Raw genomic sequence first — 17,917 nt, 5'->3', positions numbered from 1 at the left:
CATCCGGTGAGGGAGGCAGCGTGTGTTCGGAATCTCGACAAGGCTTGATGGCGTCACCGACGGCAATTTCGCCGGCTTTTCACGCATCGTCGACGGGTTCGGCGGCGGCGTGCAGCTCGACGGGTCGATCGGCACCGCGCTGGTCCAGCACGCGGAAGTCACCTCGTGCATGTGCGAAGCCTGTGCCAAGGCGCGACTGGACGATGACGACCTGCTCCCGGTCGAGGTGGCGAGCGACGCGCCCGGCAATACCGGTTCGACCGATGCGGTGGTGTTCGGCGGTTCGGTCGCGGGGGCGATCGACACTGGAAGCGACCAAGACTGGTATCGGGTCACCCTGACCGCCGGTCAGACCTACACCTTCTGGACCAACGGTGCGCAGGATCCAACCGACACGCTGCTCAGGTTGCGCGATTCGAGCGGCGGCGTAATCGTCACCAATGACGATGGCGGGCAGGACGTGTTGTCGCACATCACCTTCACCGCGACCACGACCGGTACCTATTTCGTCGATGTCAGCGGGTTCAGCAGCAGCGTGACCGGCTCGTACAGCCTGTTTGCCAGCAGCGGCCTGTGGAACCCGGCCGACACGGTGGTCGACAACCGGACCACCACCGCCACCGTTACATTTGGTGGATCGACCACGGTGAACCTCAACGGCCTGGGTGACCATGACTGGTATGGAGTCACGTTGACGGCCGGAACGCGGTATGTGTTCGAGACGTCGGGTAGCGGTACGGTCGACACGTTGCTGATGCTGCGCGACGCCAACGGCAACGCGATCGGCGAGAATGACGACGGCGGTGCGGGCACCTATTCGCGGCTCGTCTTCACCCCGACCACAAGCGGCACCTATTATATCGATGTCGGCACGTGGCGCGAATCGGACCAGGGCAGCTTTACGCTGAGCTTTGGCGAAGCGCCGCCGCTCACGCTGTGGACCAACGACCAGATCGCGAACCAGCTCACGACGCTCTACTGGACCACGCCGCACCATTTCGACGTGGCGCCGGGCGGCACGCTGACGGTCGACATCAGCGCGCTGACGGCCGCCGGCCAGACGCTGGCGCGCGCGGCCCTGCAATTGTGGACCGACTTTACCGGGATCAACTTCGCCGAGCAGACCGGCAATGCGCAGATCACGTTCGACGACGATGAGGAAGGTGCGTTCGCGAACGCGTCGTTCAACGGCGCCGGCGTCACCTCGAGCGCCAACGTCAATGTCGGTACGGGCTGGCTGACCACCTACGGCACGTCGCTTAACAGCTATTCGTTCCAGACCTATGTCCATGAGATCGGCCACGCGCTCGGCTTGGGCCATGGCGGCAATTACAACAGCTCGGCCGACTATGCGACCGATGCGGGCTATCTCAACGACGCGTGGATCACGACGGTCATGTCGTATTTCGACGCGCTCGAGAACGGCTATTTCGCCGGGCTCGGCTATACCCGACAGTTCACGCTGTCGCCGATGGCGGCCGATGCGATCGCGGTTGCCAATATGTATGGCACGGTGACGACGACCCGGACCGGCGACACGACCTATGGCTATAACAGCACTGCCGGTCGCGACATCTACAACGCCTCGCTCTTCCCCAATGTCGCCTACACGATCATCGACAATGGCGGGATCGATACGCTCGACTATTCGGGCAACAGCACCAATCAGCTGATCAACCTGCGCGAAGAGGCGTTTTCGAACATCGGCACCGGTCGCGGCAATGTCGTGATCGCGCGCGGCACGGTGATCGAAAATGCGATCGGCGGCAGCGGCAATGATTTCATGATCGGCAATGCGGCCGACAACATCCTCAACGGGGGTGCGGGCGCGGACGGCCTGCACGGCGATCGCGGCAACGATACCTATTATGTCGACCGCCAGGACGACATCGTGTTCGAATTCGACGGAGAGGGGACCGACACCGTCATCTCTACCAGCAACTATTATCTGTGGCAGCATGTCGAGAACCTGACCCTGGCCGAAGGGGCGGGGAATATTTTCGGCGTGGGCAACGAGCTTGCGAATACGATCCTGGGCAATAGCGGCTCTAACCTGCTGATCGCCGGCGCGGGCGACGACATTGTGCGCGGCGGCAGCGGTGCGGACTCGCTGTTCGGCGAAGGCGGTGCGGACCAGCTGTTCGGCGATGCCGGGATCGACTATCTCGTCGGCGGGATTGGCAACGACACGCTCGACGGCGGGACCGAAGCTGATGCGCTCTATGGCGAGGATGGCGACGACACGCTGATCGGCGGGTCGGGGTTCTTCACTGATATCCTCGTCGGCGGCGCGGGCAACGACATCCTGCGCGGCGACAGCGGCCTTGGCGATTATGACCGGATGGATGGCGGGTCGGGCGACGACAGCTATTATGTGGACACCCCGGACGATCTGACGATCGAAGCCGTGGGCGGTGGCACCGACACCGTCTACGCCACGATCAGCGGCGCGGGCTATACGCTCAATGCCAATGTCGAAAACCTCGTGCTGCGCGGCGATACGCCGTTCGGGGTGGGCAACGCCCTCGACAACCGCATCACCGGCAGCTCCAGTGCGAACTGGCTGCTGGGGGGTGCGGGCAACGACATTCTCAACGGCGGTGGCGGCAATGACGTGCTGTTCGGGGAAGCGGGGGCGGATATCTTCGTGTTCACCCAGGGCACCGGCGGTGACGTGATCGCCGATTTCGTGACCGGGACGGATCGCATCGATCTCAGTGCCTATGGCCTGACCTGGCAGACGGTGATCAACTCGATGCACGAGAATGATGGCAGCACCGCGATCGACCTTGGCAATGGCGATTTCATCGTCATCAACGGTGTCACGCGTGCAGCGCTGTCGCAGAGCGATTTCATCCTCGCGGCAGGTGCCGAACCCCAGATCACGGGCGTCGCCGATGTTCAGGACAAGCTGGTCGATTTCGATCTGTCCGTGGCGCGGGGCGGTGGCATCAGTGCGTGGGAACAGCCCCATCTGGGCTGGTATCTGGTCGCCTGACATCCAGCGGCGGCGGCAAGCTTCACGTCTGCATCCGCCATTGCGCACTTAACCATTGGGGCCGTTCGATGTTCGCGTATATCTTGCCCCTGTCGGCGGGCCTGCCCGGTGCGTGAACGCGCTGCGTCGCTGGTCGACGGCGATCTGCGCGCGACCGCACATCGCCTGTTGCGTGCCGAGCAGCGTGCGCTCGCCTTGCTCGATGACAGCATCGATGAGACGGTGATTGCGGCTGCGGCCGATATCGCTGCCTGTCGCGGCCGCGTGCTGACCAGCGGGATCGGCAAATCGGCCATCGTCGCGCGCAAGCTTGCCGCCACGCTCTGTTCGCTCGACGCCCCCGCGCAGTTCCTCCACGCCGGCGACGCCCTGCACGGCGATCTCGGCGCGATCCGGGGCGAGGATGTCGTGGTGGCGTTCAGCGCATCGGGGGCGAGCCGCGAACTTGTACGGGTGGTCGAACATGCCCGCCATCTCGGCGCCGAGACCGTCGCGATCACGGCATCCAGCCACGCGCCGCTCGCCCTGATCAGCGATCACGTGCTGCTGATCCCACAGTGCGACGAAGGCGGCGGTGACTATGCCGCGCCGATGGCGTCGACAATCGTGTCGATGGCGATGGGCGATGTGCTCGCATTGCTGGTGGCACAGCTCCGCGGGCATCGACGCAGCGACATGCGCGCGCTGCATCCCGCCGGGGATCTCGGGCGCAGGTTGCGCCCGCTGGCCCAGATCATGGTCGGCGGCGACCGTCTGCCATTGGTACCGGCATCGGCCATCGGCATCGACGTGGTGGGTGAGATAACCGCCAAGGGGCTGGGCATTGTCGGCGTCACCGATGCGGCTGGGCAGTTGATCGGTGCGATCAGCGATGGCGATATCCGGCGTCACGCGATGGATGTCGCGACGCTCACCGCCCGCGATTTGATGACGCCCGATCCCGTGACGATCGATGCAGCCGCCGATATTTCTCAGGCGCTCGACCTGATGCGCATGCACCGCATTTCGACTCTGTTCGTGGTCGACGCGGCGCGCGCGACCGGCCTGGTGCATATTCAGGACCTGCTGCGTGCCGGCATCCTCTGACGCGCCGCCGCCGCGCGTGCTGGTGGTGGTGCCCGCGCGCTACGCCTCCCAGCGTTTCCCGGGCAAGCCGCTTGCCCCGCTCCGGGGCGGCGATGGCGTGATCAAGCCGCTGGTGCAGTGGAGCTGGGAAGCGGCGATGGCCGTGCGGGATCGTGCGGAGATCGTCGTTGCCACGGACGATGCGCGCATCGCCGATACGGTGCGGGGCTTTGGCGGCGCGGTCGCGATGACGGCGCCTGACCTGCGCAACGGGACGGAGCGCTGCGCCGCAGTCCTCGATCAGCGCGATGAAGACCCCGATTTGGTGATCAACCTGCAGGGCGATTCGCCGCTTGTGCCGCGCGCCGCGCTCGATGCGCTGATCGACGCCTGGGTCGCTGCGCCGATGCCGGTGTTGACCCCGTGGATTGCGTGCGATGGCACGCTGGGCGCGCTGCTGATCGCCGATCATCAGGCGGGTCGGGTCGGTGGCACCACCGTGGTGGCGGATCGCTCCGGCCAGGCGCTCTATTTCTCGAAACGCCCCATTCCCTATGGGCCGGGGGAGGGGCTGAAGCTTCATCTCGGCCTCTATGCCTATACGCCGGACGCGCTGCGCAATTATGCCGCGCTACCCCCCGGGGCGCTCGAAATGGCTGAGGGGCTGGAGCAGTTGCGCTTCCTGGAACATGGCGTCCCGGTCAAGCTGGTCGAGATCGCGCGCCCGGAGCATGGCTTTTGGGAGGTCAATAATCCCGAGGATGTGGCGCTGGTCGAACGCACCCTGGCGGCGCGATCGTGACGAACGCTTTCCCCCGGCACCATAACGCTGTATTTGCTCGGGTCATTCCGGGGAATGGCGTGGCGAAATGATGGATCTGCGAAGCCGCCTCGGCGAATCCGAATTGCGCGATGCGCTGCGGCGCGTGCGCGGCGGCCTGTGGGGCATCGTTGCGCTGAGCGCGATGGTCAACATCCTCATGCTGACCGGATCGATCTATCTGATGCTGGTCTATGACCGGGTGCTGCCGGGGCAGCACCAGGCGACGCTGATCAGTCTGTTCCTGATGGTGATCGTCGCCTTCGCCTTTTACGGCGCGTTCGACGTGATGCGCTCACGGATGCTCGCCGATGTCGCCGCCTCGCTCGACAACAGCCTGGTCGGGCGGGTGCAGCAGATCGAAGGGCGCGTGGCGCTCGAACGCCCCGATGCAAAGGAACTGGTCAGCCCGACCCGCGATCTCGACCAGCTGCGCAGTTTCATCGCGAGCGCCGGGCCGCCCGCGCTGATCGACCTGCCCTGGATGATCTTCTTCCTGCTGGTGCTGACCCTGGTGCATTATTGGCTCGGCGTCGTGACGCTGGTCGGGATGATCGTGCTGGCGGGCCTGACCGTCGCGGCGGAGCGGATCAACGCGCGCCATCTTGCCGCAGTGAACGAGGCCGGGGCGCGGCGCCGCAGCCTGGGCGACCGACGCTGGCGCCATGCCGAGCTGATCGCGAGCCTGGGGATGCGCCAGCGGATGGTGGCGCAGTGGCACACTGCGCACACGACGATGCTGCGCGAGCAAGCGGCGCTCACCGACGCGACCTCGACCCTCACCGGCGTCAGCAAGGTGCTGCGCATGCTCCTGCAGTCGGCGGTGCTGACCGTCGGCGCGGTGCTGGTCATCGATGGCAAGGCGACGGCGGGGATCATCTTTGCCAGCGCGATCCTGGCCGGGCGTGCGCTTGCGCCGGTCGATGCGGCGATCGCCAATTGGCGGGGCTTTGTCGGCGCGCGGCAAAGCTGGTCGCGCCTGTCGAACCTGTTGCGCCAGCTGCCTGCCCCGACCCAGGCGCGCACGAATCTGCCCCCGCCCGCCCAGACACTGTCGGTCGAACATCTGACGCTCACCCCGCCCGCTGCGACGCGCACCACGGTCAGCGACGCGAGCTTCCGGCTACAGGCGGGGCAGGCAGTCGGCATTCTCGGGCCCAGCGGTTCGGGCAAGTCATCGCTGGTGCGCGGCGTGATCGGCGCGTGGAAGCCGGCGCGCGGCTGTGTGCGACTCGACGGCGCGACGATCGATCAATGGGATGCCGATCAGCTCGGCGCGCATATCGGCTATCTCCCGCAGTCGGTCGAGCTGTTTGCCGGGACCATTGCGCAGAATATCGCCCGGTTCGAACCCGACGCCCCCGCCGATCTGGTCTTCGCTGCGGCGCGCGCGGCGGGGGTACATGACCTTATCCTGCAGCTGCCCGATGGCTATGACCTGGAGGTGGGCGAGGATGGCGGCCAGCTGTCCGCCGGGCAGCGCCAGCGCATCGCGCTCGCCCGCGCGCTCTATCGCGACCCGTTTCTGGTCGTGCTGGACGAGCCCAATTCGAACCTCGACCATGAAGGTGAGACAGCGCTGATCCGCGCGGTACAGCAGGTGCGCGAACGCGGCGGTATCGTGCTGATGGTCGCGCATCGCCCCGCGATCCTTGCCGCGGTCGATCTCGCGCTGTTTATCCGCGGCGGTGCGGTGCAGGCATTCGGTCCGCGCGACGAGGTGCTGGCCAAGGTGATCCGCCCCCGCGGCGCGCCCGAGACGGCCAATGTCGCGGTCCTTCCGCAGCGCGGCGGATCGGCATGAACGCGCACAGCCCGGTCGACGATGATGCGGCCTATGAACTTGCCGATCCCGGTGCCGCCGACGCGCGCCTCCAGCGCCGCACCCGCCGCGCCTTTGCGCTGATCGGATTTCTCGTATTCGGCCTGTTCGGCCTGTCCGCGATCCTGCAGGTCGGCGGCGCGGTGATCGGGATGGGCGAGGTGGTGGTCGATTCCAGCGTGCGCGTGGTCAGCCACCCCAATGGTGGCGTCCTACGCGAAGTACTGGTCCGCAACGGCGATCGCGTGCGCCAGGGGCAGCTGCTGGTTCGGCTCGATACCACGGTCACCCAGGTCGGATCGCAATCGGCGTCGCAGGGGCTGGAACAGCTGCTGATCCGCCGCGCCCGGCTCGAGGCGGAGCGCGATGGCACCGCGAGCCTGCGGCTGCCGCCCGAGCTTTCCGGGACCGGCGACGCGCGCGTGCGTGAATTGATCGCGCGCGAACAGGGCCTGTTGGCGCTGCGCCGCGCCGAACTGTCGGGTACGCTCGACCTGCTGCGCCAGCGAATCGAGCAGCTCGACAGCGAGATCGCCGGTTACCGCGTCCAGATCGCCGCCGCCGATCGCCAGCTGGTGCTGATCGAGCCCGAGCTGGAGGGACTGCGCCGGCTGCACGAGAAGCAGCTGGTGACGATCAACCGGCTCAACAGCGCCGAGCGCGCCGCCGTCCAGCTGGAGGGGAGCCGCGCGGCGCTGCAATCGAACATCGCCCAGGCACGCGCCCGCATCGCCGAAACGCGCGAGCAGATCCTGAACGTCACCAAGAATATGCGCAGCGAGGCGGCGACCCAACTCGCCGACGTCGTCGCGCAGATCAACGAACAGCAGCTGCGCGTCGCCACCGCCGCCGATGCCTTTGCGCGCAGCGATGTGCGCGCACCGCAATCGGGCACGGTCGACAAGATCGCCTATACTACCACCGGCAGCGCGGTTCCCGCCGCCCAGCCGATCCTTCAGATCGTCCCGGACCGCGATACGCTGGTGATCGAAGCCCGCATTCGCCCGCAGGATGTCGACCAGGTGCGCATCGGCCAGGATGCGCGCATCGTCTTTTCCGGCCTCGATCGTCAGGCGACGCCCGATATTCCGGGCAAGCTGATCTTCGTGTCGCCTGAGTTGACGCGCGACGATGCCACGCGTCAGGCCTTTTACCGCATCCGCGTGCGCGTCGATGCAGCGACATTGGCGCGCCAGCCCCAGATCGCGCTCAAGGCCGGGATGCCGGCCGAGGTGTTCGTGTCCACCGGCAGCCGCTCGATCCTGTCCTACATCACCAAACCGCTGCTCGATCAGGTCCGCTACGCGCTGCGTGAGGGGTGAGGGCGGCGATGACGCGCCGGCGTTGCGTTTCCGACTCGCAAACGTCATCGCGCGCTGGCATCCGGTGACCATGCGAAGCCTGCTCCTTCTTGCCGCTGCCACGATGGCGTCGCCCGCCGCAGCGCAGCTGCGCGCCGTGCCGACTCAGCCCGAATCGGAAGCGGCGGCGCTGCGCGGGGTCGAGGTGATCCTGATCAACGAAGGTGCCGCCCCGGTCGCTGCGGAAGGGCCGCGCACGATCGAGGTGACCGCCGCCGACGGCACGCGCCTGATCCTTGAGCGCCTGCCCGCTCCGACCGCGACGATCGCTCCCGGCAGCTTTGCCAAGGCGCGCTATGTTCCGACCGGCTATGCCGCCCGTCCGGTGACCAAGCCACTGCCGGGTGCGCCGCTCCCTTCCGGGGTCGGCGCGCCCTGGACCGCTGATGCACCTGCCGCCGCCCCGCGCAGCGCCGGGGCGGGCGAGCATGAGGCCCCGACATCTTCCGGCACACGATCTGGCTTTCTCGACCGGTTCACGCCGCACGAACCCGTCTATGGCGCATTCGGCCTGGGCGATTCGGGCGGCAAGCTGCAGGTCAGCTTCGCGTTCCAACCGATCGGTGGCGACGGCGCGTTCAGCCATTTGCGCTTCGCCTATACTCAGACGATGTTCTGGCGGCTCGATCTTCCGTCCGGGCCATTTGCCCACACCACCTATTCGCCCGAGGTTTATGTCGAGCGGGCGATCGATCCGAGCGCGACGATCGGGCTTGGCTGGCGACATGATTCAAATGGCGAGGGGCCGGCGACCTCGATCGATTCGAACCGCATCTTCCTGCGCGCGACCAAGACCTTCGATCTGGGCGACAGCTGGCGTGCGGAGGTGACCCCCCAGGCCTGGGTCTATGTCGGCAAACAGGGGGTGGCCCCCGATCTCGACCGTTATTGGGGCAATGGCGCGCTCGGCCTTGCGCTCGTCAAGCCGGACAGCCTCAAGCTGGCGCTGACCGTTCGCGGCAGTCCTGACAGCGGGCGCGGCGCGGCTGAGCTGTTCGCCTCCTACCCGCTCGCCCGGCTGCACGGCGATCTTGGCTTCTATCTCTTCGCGCAAGGCTTTACAGGCTATGGCGAAGCACTGGACGATCATCGCCGCCGCGATACCCATGCCCGGATCGGGATAGCGCTGACGCGGTAGGTCGCCCGGCGACCGTTAGGAGAGACATTATGCGCCTTAAGCTTGCTCTTGCCGCCCTGATGCTGCCGCTGACCATGCCGGCGAGCGCCGCGCTGGCTCCGGGGGCAAAGGCGCCCAATTTCACGGCCAAGGGCGCGATTGCAGGGCGCGATTTCACCGTGAACCTCGCTACCCAGCTGAAAAAGGGGCCGGTGGTCCTGTATTTCTTCCCCGCCGCGTTCACGCCGGGGTGCAGCGCCGAGGCGGCGGCATTCGCTGCGGCGGTCGACGATTTCAAGAAAGCGGGCGCCGTGGTGATCGGCATGTCGGCCGATCCTGTGGATAAGTTGCGCGATTTCTCGGCCAAGGACTGTGCCGGAAAGTTCGCGGTCGCCAGTGCCAGCCCGGAAGTCATTCGCGGATACGACGTTGCGTTGGACCGCCAGATCGGGGGCCGCGACGCGACCAACCGCACCAGCTACGTCATCGCGCCCAACGGCAAGATTATCTACGCGCACAGCGACCGCAGCCCGGCGGATCACGTGCGCAACACGCTCGCCGCCGTGCGCGACTGGCGTGCCGCCCAGAAGCGCTGATTCGTTACGGCGTGGCCCGTTTCACCGGATATTAGCAGTTTCCGGATTAGGTCCGGTGGCGACGGAGCAGCGCGCAATGGGTGGGCGCTTTGGTAAGGCGGAGGACAGGTTGGTGAGGCTGGCGAGGGCGTCACGTACGGACGAGGCCGGGGATGCGGCGCGTCAGTTGTACGAGCGCATCGGCACCTTCCTGTTCGACCAGCGGCTCGAACCCATCCCGGCCAATTTCGCCTTTGCCTGGCATTTGCTGCACGATCCCGACGGCGCGCTCGCCAAAGCGGTTGAACATCTGACCGAGGGTGGCGTCCGGCTGACTCAGCGCGACATCGAAGCGCTTGGCTGCGAACCGCCGGCCAATGCTGCAAAGGCGCGTGAGAAGGTCGACGGCCTCGTCGCCAAGACACAGATGCAGGTCGAGGGCTTTCAGGACATGGTCCAGGCGATGCGCGCCGAGACCGCCGGCTTCGGTCGCGATCTTGCCGCCAGCGCCGATGCGATCCGCCGGTCAGGCGACGGGCCGACCGGCGTCGCGCTCGAAGAAGTGTCGCGCATTACCGGGGCGATGCTCGAGCGCGTCCATCGCGCCGAATCGCAGCTGGAAAGCGCAACGCGGGAAGCGAGCGAACTGCGCAGCGCGCTTGAAGAGGCACGCGACAATGCGCGCCGCGACGCCCTTACCGAATTGCCCAACCGACGGGCGTTCGAGGAGGCGTTCAGTGCGCAGCAGGCGTCCGGCGCGCGGCTGTGCATTGCGGTGTGCGACGTCGATCACTTCAAATCGGTCAACGACCGGTTCGGGCACTCGGTCGGGGATCGCGTGCTGCGCACCATCGCCCAGGGGCTGAGCGAAGTCTGTGTCGGCCATCTCGTCGCGCGGCATGGCGGCGAGGAGTTCGCGATCCTGTTTTCCGGCATCGGCATCGCCAAGGCGCGCGACATCATGGAGCATGCGCGGTCCATGGTGGCATCGAAGCGCTATCGGCTTCGCGAATCCGATCTGCCGATCGGTGAGATCACCTTCTCTGCGGGCCTTACCCGCGTGCATATCGGCGAATCGCTCGCCGACAGCTTCTCGCGTGCCGACGCCAAGCTGTACGAAGCCAAACATGCCGGGCGTAACCGCATTATTGGCGGCTGAACGTTGGTAAAATGCGCCATGCCAACTGGCGATATTTCCCACATTCCCTCGCAATAAAATTGCAAGTCCAGCTAAATCAATCGTTTAGCGAAACTGGCACGGTCTCTGCAATCCTTCTGGCATCCCCGGCGGAATGATCCTCCGGGAAGCAAAAGAGGGAAAACACATCATGGCACTCCGTTTCGAAAGCTTCGCCCGCTCCGCCGTCGCTCTGGTCGGCGCTGCTGCCTTCACCCTGATGATGGTCGCCAACACCGTCAGCCTCGGCCCGGTCGCCTGACCCGCCGCAATCTCACAGGGAGTAGATAAAATGGTTCGTCAGCTTCTCGTCGCGCTCGTGTCGATCGGTCTCACCGCCGCCATGGTCGCCACCACCATCGCACCCCAGTCGGCAGGCTTCATCGCCTGACCGGCGGGGTGCGCCCCCGCTTCACGCGGGCCGCGCATCCTCTGCCTGTGCGGGCTCGCCGTCCCCGCGCCTGATGAAGCTGATCCGCCCCTCGGGCTCCAGGATCGCCCAGGCGACATCGCGGACGGACACAATCCCCGCCAGCCGCATCTCCGATTCCAGCTCGCGCCGCGTTAGCCGGTCGCGCTTCATATTCGCTTCGATCAACGCCCCGTCGCGGATCAGCACACGCGGCTCGCCCTCGATCGCCCGCTCGGCGCGCGGCCAGCGATAGCTGACCCAGCCGAGCACGGTCGCCCAGAACGCAAAGGTCGCGATCGCCAGCGTCGCGCTGGTCAGGCTGAAATCATTATGCGTGACCCCCTGCTGGATCAGGTCACCCAGCACCACCAGCATCACCAGCTCGAACGGCGTCATCTGTCCCAGCTCGCGCTTGCCCATCAGGCGCAGCAGCCCGAACAGAAGCGCGAACATCACGCTGGCGCGGATCACGATATCCATCAGGGCAGCACCGTGATGGTAAGCGGCAACGCCGCCAGTTCGCGCTCGCCATCCAGCACCGCGACTGTGCCCTCGGTCCCCGCGAACAGCGGCGGGTTGATCTGGCCATCGATCTTGACGGTCAGCGTCTCGCCCGATTTGAGCGGGCCATAATCGAAGCGGAATGCCCCGTCCTTGAACGACTCTTCGCTGGGAGCGGGCAGCATCGTGTTGATCGTCATGTCGCGCCACAGCCCGGCATCGACCGCGATCACCGCTTTTGCGATTGGCGCGCGCGCCGTGACGCGGATCTGCGTTTCGAAGAACATGCCATTGCGGATCACGCGCGGGGTGCGGACCTCGAGTTGGGCAGCTTCACCCGTGGCGATCACCGGACGCGCTTTTCCGCCGCCAAACGCGCCGAGCAACGCGGCGAGCATGATCGCAGCCAGCAGCAGGACCACGATCCAGCGCCGCCAGCCTCCGCTGCGCGGCTCGGCATGTGCGGGGTCGATCCCGTCGGGATAGGTCAACTGGGCCATCGCGCAGCTGAAACGAGCGCCGACGGCACTGGTTGCCGGAACTCTCCTTCGCCGCTCCGGTTGATACGCGGGACGGGGGTCAGATGGAGCGTACGCATGACCGACACCGCCGAAATGATCCACGAAGACGCGCTGCCGGGCGAAGAGCGGACGCTCGACCCCAAGCCGCAATGGCAGCCGCGCTACCCCGGTTCTGGCCGCCTCGATGGCAAGGTCGCGCTGATCACCGGCGCCGATAGCGGCATCGGTCGCGCCGTCGCCGCCCTGTTTGCCCGCGAAGGCGCCGACATCGCCATCCTCTATCTGCTCGAAGACGCGGATGCCGAGGAAACTAAACGCATTGTCGAGTCGGAAGGTCGCCGTGCGATCCTGATCAAGGCCGATGTCGGGTCAAAGAAGATGTGCGATCGCGCGGTCGCGCAGACAATCGACGCCTTCGGACGGCTCGATGTCCTCATCAACAATGCCGGCGAACAGCATCCCGACAAGGACATTCGGGACATTACCGAAGAGCAATTGCTCCGCACGTTCCAGACCAACATCTTCGGCATGTTCTACCTGGTACAGGCCGCGCTTCCACACCTGAAATCAGGCGCAGCGATCATCAATTGTACATCCGTGACCATGTATCAGGGCTCGGCCGAGCTGCTCGATTATTCGAGCACCAAGGGCGCGATCACCGCCTTTACCCGCTCGCTTTCGGAAAATCTGATCGAGAAGGGGATCCGCGTGAACGCGGTCGCGCCCGGCCCGATCTGGACCCCGCTCAACCCCTGTGGCGGTGCCTCGCCGGAAAAGCTCAAAACCTTCGGCGAAGACACACCGATGGGGCGCCCCGGCCAGCCCAATGAAGTCGCTCCGGCCTTCCTGTTCCTCGCCTGCGACGATGCGAGCTACATGTCGGGACAGGTGCTGCATCCCAATGGCGGGATCATCGTCAACGGCTGACACAAGCGGCTGATTGACCAAGATCGCATGGCGGCGCATCTGGGCCGCCATGCGCTTCTTCTCCGACAATGCCGCCCCCGCCTGTCCCGAGGTGATCGCGGCGCTCTCCGCCGCCAACGTCCAGGACACCGCCTATGACGGCGACCGCTGGAGCGCGGCGCTCGACGCGCGGTTCTCGGAGTTGTTCGAGACTGAGGTGGCGGTGCTGTGGGTACCGACCGGCACCGCCGCCAATTGCCTCGCGCTCGCCTCGCTCTGCCCGCCCTATGGCGGCGTGGTGTGTCACCGCGAGGCGCATATCCAGATGGACGAGGGCGGGGCGCCCGAATTCTACACGCACGGTGCCAAGCTCATGCTGGCCGAGGGGCCAGGCGCAAAGCTGACCCCCGACGCGATCCGTGCCGTGCTCGACGCGGTGAAGCCGGGCGTACACTGGGTCCAGCCGCATGCGATCTCGATCACCAACGCCACCGAATATGGGCTCGCCTATGCCCCGGCCGAGGTGGCCGCGATCGGCGATCTTGCGCGCAGCCGCAATCTGGCCCTCCATATGGACGGCGCGCGCTTCGCCAATGCGCTGGTGCATCATGGCTGCGACCCGGCGGATGTGACATGGCGCGCCGGCGTCGATGCGCTGAGCTTCGGCTTCATCAAGAATGGCGGCATGGGCGCGGAGGCTTTGGTGTTCTTCCGCCCCGACCTCGCCGAAACCTGCAAGATGCGCCGCAAGCGTGCCGGACACCTCCAGTCCAAGGGCCGCTATCTCGCGGCACAGCTGATCGCAATGCTCGACGATGATGTCTGGCTGCGCAACGCCCGCGCCGCCAATGCGGGGGCGGCGTTGCTGGGGCAGGCCGCGCCGCATCGGTTGGTGCACCCGGTCGAATCCAACGCCGTGTTCGTGCGGCTGACTGCGGACGAGGCCGCATCGCTGCGCGCGCAGGGCTTTGACTTTTACGACTGGGGCGTGGGCGAGGCGCGCTTCGTCGTCGCCTGGGATCAGGACGCGGCCGCGGTCGCTCCGCTCGCCGCGGCGCTCGCCGCGCTGTGAGCGAGGGCGCGCCAGCGGCCCCCCGGCCCAATTCGACAAAGCTCGCGGTGCTGATCCCGTTCGGCATCGTCACGCTGATCTGGGGATCGACCTGGCTGGTGATCACCGGTCAGCTGGGGGTGGTGCCGCCGACCTGGTCGGTCACCTATCGCTTTCTGGTCGGCGGAATCGCGATGCTCGCCTGGGCGGCGTGGTCGCGCCAGCCGTTATGGCTCGACGCGCGCGGCATGGGGTTCGCGGCGTTGCTCGGGCTGATGCAGTTCGTCCTCAACTTCAACTTCGTCTATCGCGCGGAGATGCACGTCACCTCCGGCCTTGTGGCCGTGGTATTTGCCCTGCTGCTCGTGCCAAACGCGATCCTGTCGCGCATCTTCCTGGGCCAGCGGATGGGGCGGCAGCTGCTGGTCGGGTCGGTCGTGGCGATGGCGGGCGTGGCGTTGCTGTTCGTGCATGAGATCCGCCGCGACCCCCTGGCGAGCGGCGAGGTCTATTACGGAATCGGCGTCACCCTGCTCGGCGTCATGTGCGCGTCCGTTGCCAATGTCATGCAGGCGACCGAGAGATCGAAACGTTATCCGATGGCGACCATGATCGCCTGGGCGATGCTGCTCGGCGCGATGATGGACGGTGCGTTCGCCTGGATCACCGCCGGCCCGCCGGTATTCGAATGGACCGCGACCTATATCGCCGGGGTCCTGTATCTCGGCATTGTCGCGTCGGCAGTGGCCTTCCCGCTCTACTTCGGCATCATTCGCGTGATCGGCCCGGCCAAGGCGGCCTATTCCAGCGTGCTGATCCCGGTGATCGCGATGCTGCTTTCGACGGTGTTTGAAGGCTATCGCTGGTCGCTGCTGGCCGGGGCGGGCGCGGCGCTGGCGGGCATCGGACTCATCGTCGCGCTCAAGGCGCGCAGGCCCGCGCGATAATCGGGAAAACGCGGCCGCCAGTTCAGCACGCGCCGCGCCTTTCCGTTCGCGACCCGGCGGTTCTCGGCATAAAAGGCGCGCGCTTGCGGGGACAGCTCCGCCTCGGCGAGCGGGACCAGCGGCGGGACGGGGTGCCCGAGCAACCGGCATCCGAACGCGATCACGTCGGACTGCGGCGCGGGTTCGTCGTCCGCGAGGTTGTATGCACCGGCAGGCGCATCGAACCCGGCAATGACCCCGGCGGCAAGGTCGGTCACATGGATGCGGCTGAATATCTGTCCCGGCACGTCGATCCGCCGCGCCTCACCCGCCAGTATCCGGTCGAGCGGCGAGCGGCCAGGGCCGTAGATACCGGGCAGGCGGAACACCCGCGCGCCCAGATCCAGCCACGCCGCATCCGCCGCCGTGCGCGCGGTGCGTCGCCCGGTGCCGGTGGGTGCGCTCTCATCCACCCACGCGCCCTGCGCATCGCCATAGACCCCGGTCGAAGACAAATAGCCGAGCCACGCGGCGCTCTCGGCGAGCTCCGCGCCATAGGTCGCCAACACCGGATCGGCCTCGCCCGGCGGGACGGAGGAGAGGATATGCGTCGCCTGCGCAATCTCGAACCGCACCCGGTCGTGATCGTCGAAGGGCAGGTTGCCCACGCTGCCCGTTGCCATGACGCGCGCAGCGGGCAGCGCGGCGGCGATATGCCGCGCGCTGTACCCAAGGCCGAAAATGAGGAGGCGCATATCCTTGTGCCGTCATTCCCGCGAAAGCGGGAACCCATCTCCTGACCGTTGCGCACGCGGCACGGATCGGAGATGGGGCCCCGCTTTCGCGGGGGTGACGGAGAAACGGAGCAACGGCGTCAGACGACCCTCACTTCGCGCCATATCCGTTGTACAAGGTCCCGAAGAAATCGCCCTTCTTCCACGCCGGGCGCGCATCAGCATCGGCGATTTCGCGCGCGATTGCATAGTTGGCCTCGATGAAGCGGACGCCCTGATCCCACAGGATTTCAGGATTGGTGATCTCGTCCGATGCGCGGTGATAGCGGGTCGACAGGAAACGGTCGAATGCCTCGCGGCCCACGCCGGCCATGCCCGGCCACAGGAATACAGACGGAATGCCCTGCTGGACGAAGCGATAATGGTCGGAGCGGACGAAAAACCCCTGTTCCGGCATCGGATCGGTGCCGACACCGACGCCCACTGTCGCGGTTGCGCGCGCAACGATCTCGCCCAGCGTCGAGCGCGCCGCGCCGAATGCGATCATGTCTTCGAACTTGTAGGTGATGACCGGCATGTCGAGATTGACGTTCGCGACGATCTTGTCCTTCGGCACGGTCGGGTTGTGCGCGAAGTAATCGGCGCCGATCAGGCCCTTTTCCTCTGCGGTGACGGCAAGGAACATGACCGACCGGCGCGGCGGTTTGCCCGAATCGCGAAAGCGCTTGGCCTCCTCGATCAGTGAGGCGATGCCCATCGCATTGTCCATCGCGCCGTTATAGATGGTGTCGCCCTTCGCATCCGGGCGTCCGACGCCGACATGGTCGAGATGCGCGGTCAGCACGACCACCTCGTCCTTCAGCGCGGGGTCGCTGCCCGGAATGATCCCGGCGACGTTGCTGCTCATCACCATCTTGCGCTCGGTCTTGAGCGCGACGGCGAGCGTGACGCGCGTCGCAAAGGATTTGAGCACGGGCTTGCCGTCCGCAACGGCCTTGGTCGCCGCTGCCCAGCCCTTGTCATCGCCGAACAGCTTGGCCGCGCCCGCCGTGCTCAGCGACGCGATGGTCGGCGTGCCCCTGGCGGTAAGATGGCCATTGCCCTGCGCATCCGCCCAGGTCATCCGCCACTCGTCCCAATAATCCACGATTTGCGCGAACGGGCGACGCGATCCTGGCGTCTCGATCAGGATCACGCCCGCCGCACCCTTCTTGGCCGCGATCGCCGCCTTGTTGGCGTTGCTGCCGAAATGCGCGCGCTCCTCGCCGTCGAAGCTTCCGGGAGCGCCGCCAAAGATCGCGACGATCTTGCCCTTCACATCGACGCCCTTGTAATCGTCGCGCTTATATTGCGGCGCGACAATGCCATAGCCGGCGAACACCACGCCGGCATCGATCAGCGTGCTCAGCTTCTCGGGGTCGCCGCCGGGAATATAATCCTTGCCGAACTCCAGCGTCACCGGTGTACCGCCGCGCGTGACCGTCAGCGTGCCCTTGTCCGCCGGGCGAAAGCTCAGCAGCGGAACGGCCTGGAGATAGCTGCCGTTATCGCCCGCCGGACGCAGACCCGCGGCATAATATTGCGAAGCCACATATTGCGCGGCGATGTCATATTCGGGCGATCCCGCGTCGCGGCCCTTCATCGCGTCTGATGCCAGGAACATGACATGCGCCTTCATCGCCGCCTCGGCCGGCGGCAGCGGCGCATTGACGCGGGCATTGTCCTCGGCACGCGTGTCGGCGGGTGCCTTGGCGTCCTGCGCCATCACGGCGGGGGAAAGGGTAATCAGCGAAAAGGCGATCGTCGAACGCAGCAGGCGGGACTTGAACAAGGCTATCAACTTTCGTTTGAACCAACGACGGGGTGAGGCGTAGCATTCCGGCGATACACCGCAATCGAATTTCTTCGCGTGCCGCATTGCGCGCCCGCGC

At 66.2% G+C, this 17,917-nt stretch carries 15 protein-coding genes; 11 read left to right on the top strand and 4 right to left on the bottom strand.

Going from position 1 to position 17,917, the window contains the following annotated elements; genetic code table 11:
- Positions 1–22: 22 nt before the first annotated feature.
- The 8 genes from ACRYLO_RS15085 (at position 23) to ACRYLO_RS15050 (ending at position 10,917) form a co-directional block, all read left to right on the top strand.
- Positions 23–2,998 carry a M10 family metallopeptidase C-terminal domain-containing protein gene (locus ACRYLO_RS15085; protein WP_482660908.1) on the top strand — a complete coding sequence of 992 codons (2,976 nt, stop codon included), beginning with the start codon at positions 23–25 and terminating at the stop codon, positions 2,996–2,998.
- Between the two features lie 108 nt (positions 2,999–3,106).
- The gene (locus tag ACRYLO_RS15080; protein ID WP_482660907.1) at positions 3,107–4,084 is read left to right on the top strand and encodes an SIS domain-containing protein; all 978 of its coding nucleotides are present in this window, start codon (positions 3,107–3,109) and stop codon (positions 4,082–4,084) included.
- Entirely contained in the window at positions 4,068–4,865 is a 798-nt protein-coding gene (locus ACRYLO_RS15075) for a 3-deoxy-manno-octulosonate cytidylyltransferase (RefSeq protein ID WP_482660906.1), read from the top strand. Before ACRYLO_RS15080 ends, ACRYLO_RS15075 begins: the two co-directional genes overlap by 17 nt.
- A gap of 70 nt (positions 4,866–4,935) precedes the next feature.
- Positions 4,936–6,687, top strand: coding sequence for a type I secretion system permease/ATPase (locus tag ACRYLO_RS15070; protein WP_482660905.1), 1,752 nt, complete (start codon positions 4,936–4,938; stop codon positions 6,685–6,687).
- On the top strand, positions 6,684–8,027 hold the full coding sequence (locus ACRYLO_RS15065; RefSeq protein WP_482660904.1) for an HlyD family type I secretion periplasmic adaptor subunit: 1,344 nt from the start codon (positions 6,684–6,686) through the stop codon (positions 8,025–8,027). Before ACRYLO_RS15070 ends, ACRYLO_RS15065 begins: the two co-directional genes overlap by 4 nt.
- Before the next feature lie 70 nt (positions 8,028–8,097).
- Positions 8,098–9,204: a phospholipase A gene (locus ACRYLO_RS15060; protein WP_482661756.1), complete on the top strand. Its 1,107-nt coding sequence runs from the start codon at positions 8,098–8,100 to the stop codon at positions 9,202–9,204.
- A gap of 29 nt (positions 9,205–9,233) precedes the next feature.
- The gene (locus tag ACRYLO_RS15055; RefSeq protein WP_482660903.1) at positions 9,234–9,779 is read left to right on the top strand and encodes a peroxiredoxin; all 546 of its coding nucleotides are present in this window, start codon (positions 9,234–9,236) and stop codon (positions 9,777–9,779) included.
- Positions 9,780–9,891: 112 nt separating this feature from the next.
- Positions 9,892–10,917 (top strand): GGDEF domain-containing protein, encoded by a 1,026-nt coding sequence (locus tag ACRYLO_RS15050; RefSeq protein ID WP_482660902.1) that lies wholly within the window; start codon positions 9,892–9,894, stop codon positions 10,915–10,917.
- A 430-nt stretch (positions 10,918–11,347) separates the two neighbouring features.
- Here the strand turns inward: ACRYLO_RS15050 and ACRYLO_RS15045 are convergent, their stop codons facing one another.
- Together ACRYLO_RS15045 and ACRYLO_RS15040 are read right to left on the bottom strand one after the other, a co-directional pair.
- The gene (locus ACRYLO_RS15045; protein ID WP_482660901.1) at positions 11,348–11,827 is read right to left on the bottom strand and encodes a DUF421 domain-containing protein; all 480 of its coding nucleotides are present in this window, start codon (positions 11,825–11,827) and stop codon (positions 11,348–11,350) included.
- Complete coding sequence (locus tag ACRYLO_RS15040) at positions 11,827–12,348, bottom strand: hypothetical protein (RefSeq protein ID WP_482660900.1); 522 nt, start codon at positions 12,346–12,348, stop codon at positions 11,827–11,829. Before ACRYLO_RS15040 ends, ACRYLO_RS15045 begins: the two co-directional genes overlap by 1 nt.
- 96 nt (positions 12,349–12,444) lie before the next feature.
- Between ACRYLO_RS15040 and ACRYLO_RS15035 the strand changes: the two genes are divergently transcribed.
- From ACRYLO_RS15035 to ACRYLO_RS15025, 3 genes are read left to right on the top strand one after another with little or no spacing between them, the layout of a single operon-like run.
- Complete coding sequence (locus ACRYLO_RS15035) at positions 12,445–13,296, top strand: SDR family oxidoreductase (protein ID WP_482660899.1); 852 nt, start codon at positions 12,445–12,447, stop codon at positions 13,294–13,296.
- Positions 13,297–13,345: 49 nt separating this feature from the next.
- Positions 13,346–14,347, top strand: coding sequence for a threonine aldolase family protein (locus ACRYLO_RS15030; RefSeq protein ID WP_482661755.1), 1,002 nt, complete (start codon positions 13,346–13,348; stop codon positions 14,345–14,347).
- Positions 14,344–15,273, top strand: a complete 930-nt coding sequence (locus ACRYLO_RS15025) for a DMT family transporter (RefSeq protein ID WP_482660898.1) — start codon at positions 14,344–14,346, stop codon at positions 15,271–15,273. The genes ACRYLO_RS15030 and ACRYLO_RS15025 overlap by 4 nt, the downstream gene beginning before the upstream one ends.
- On the opposite strand, the gene ACRYLO_RS15020 is transcribed toward ACRYLO_RS15025, so the two are convergent.
- The gene (locus ACRYLO_RS15020) at positions 15,183–16,007 is read right to left on the bottom strand and encodes a Rossmann-fold NAD(P)-binding domain-containing protein (protein ID WP_482660897.1); all 825 of its coding nucleotides are present in this window, start codon (positions 16,005–16,007) and stop codon (positions 15,183–15,185) included. The genes ACRYLO_RS15025 and ACRYLO_RS15020 overlap by 91 nt on opposite strands.
- A gap of 130 nt (positions 16,008–16,137) precedes the next feature.
- On the bottom strand, positions 16,138–17,817 hold the full coding sequence (locus tag ACRYLO_RS15015; RefSeq protein WP_482660896.1) for a M28 family metallopeptidase: 1,680 nt from the start codon (positions 17,815–17,817) through the stop codon (positions 16,138–16,140).
- Positions 17,818–17,917: the final 100 nt, after the last annotated feature.

This window comes from Sphingomonas sp. SDUR79 (genome assembly GCF_056821745.1).
This window is presented reverse-complemented; position numbering and strand designations above follow the sequence as displayed.